General features: G+C 62.7%; 1 protein-coding gene. It reads right to left on the reverse strand.

The window, feature by feature from the left end:
* Nucleotides 1-24: 24 nt before the first annotated feature.
* On the reverse strand, nucleotides 25-1,326 hold the full coding sequence (locus AC4FAH_RS01700) for a DUF4172 domain-containing protein (RefSeq protein ID WP_490245581.1): 1,302 nt from the start codon (nucleotides 1,324-1,326) through the stop codon (nucleotides 25-27).
* Between the last annotated feature and the right edge of the window lie 204 nt (nucleotides 1,327-1,530).

Raw genomic sequence — 1,530 nt, forward strand, 5'->3', positions numbered from 1 at the left:
TTTTTTCGCGATTTTTTTGACGCTTCAGGGCTCGTCTCTCACAGGGCTATCTCCCTGAGGGGCAAAGACCGGCAAGCGATACCGGGTACCGCGCCCGACACCGTAACTTTCCAGTACTTGTTTGGCGGTAAGATCGGCGAGATCGCGGGCGGCGGTAGGGTCGGAGGTATCGACCAGGGCGCGGTATTCGGCGCGCCCCACGCCCTCTTCGTCGTCTCGCTCCAACAATGTCAGTACCAGCTCGCGCTGGCGGGCATTCAGCGGCGTACGCGCGTGCTCCAGCCACAGTCGCTCGGCGCGCTGGACGCGCTGGTAATGGAAGGCCGTCCGACGACCGGCGTCGCGCAGACGCAAAAGCCACCACTCGGACCAGACATTCATGTCACCGGGCGCTGCATCCTCCCCCTCACCATTGAGCGCGCGGTCCAGCTGCGGCGGCAGCGGATGGCCGCTGGCCGAGGTCTGGGGCTTGCCGAGATAACGCTGCTCCAGCTCGCGCAATTCGTCCTGATGCTCGAGCACCACCGAGAACAGCGCCTGGCGGCGCCAGCAGAGTTGCTCCAGCGCTTCCGACTCCCAGCGCTCGGCGGCCTTGCCGACAAACTCGCCCTGCTGCTGCAACGCGGCCAGGGCATCGATTCGTGTCAGCCAGCGCATCAGCAGCAAGCGCCCGATCAAGCCGTTGCCCAAGGCCAGCGGTGCGAGCGCCTGCCAGTGCGCATGCAGCTGCAGGGCATTCAACACCCCTGAGTTATCCACATCCGGTTCTTCCGTCGCCAGACGCTGCCAGAAGACATCCAGCTCCCGGTCCAGCGCATCGGGGTTCTCCGCCGGGGCGCGATAGCGCAAGCGCTTGAGACCGTAACGACCGCTGACCGCTTCGTAGCGCGCCTCGCGCCATGCCCCGAGTGGCTGACCACTGCTGCGCGGCAGGAAAGGCCCCAGACGCCGATGCCACTCGAGCACCTGTTGGCGGGTCAGCGGCTGGAATGCCGTGCGCACGACTTCCAGCGTCACATCCACGAAGACGTCGACACCAGGTGCCGGCCCGCGCGGTGACTCCTGATGGCCGGACTCCAGCCCCAGCGCCTGATACAGCGCATCACGCAACGCCGCCCGCCCGAGCACCACGCCGGACAGCTGGGCACTGGCTTCCATCTCTTCGCTGAGGAGCGTCGCCTCGAGACGCAGGCGTTGTCGGGGATAGAGATTCTGTCCCTGAGCGACCAGCGGCGACATCACCGCCTGGGTCGCCGCCAACTGCCCCATCAAGGGCATGACCTCCAACCGCCCCCGTGGCCAGTCAGGCTGCTGCCAGATCCACATAAGTTGTTATTCCCATTGAGGTTTTCACCAACATCTTATCAAAAAGATCCGCAATAAACCACATACCGAATCATTTGATGATGCGCAAAACAGGCAAGATGCGCTCACCGCTCTTGATTTGATCAATATCATGTCATGAAAATCTAATAAACCTCTCAACCCCATGATTTTCATCGGATATGTCGCCACTCACAACGCATGAGT

Source organism: Cobetia sp., assembly GCF_983723665.1.

Excerpts from the sequence above, each read along its gene's own strand:
- AC4FAH_RS01700 (WP_490245581.1), bottom strand. The coding sequence starts at position 1,326 with ATGTGGATCTGGCAGCAGCCTGACTGGCCACGGGGGCGGTTGGAGGTC.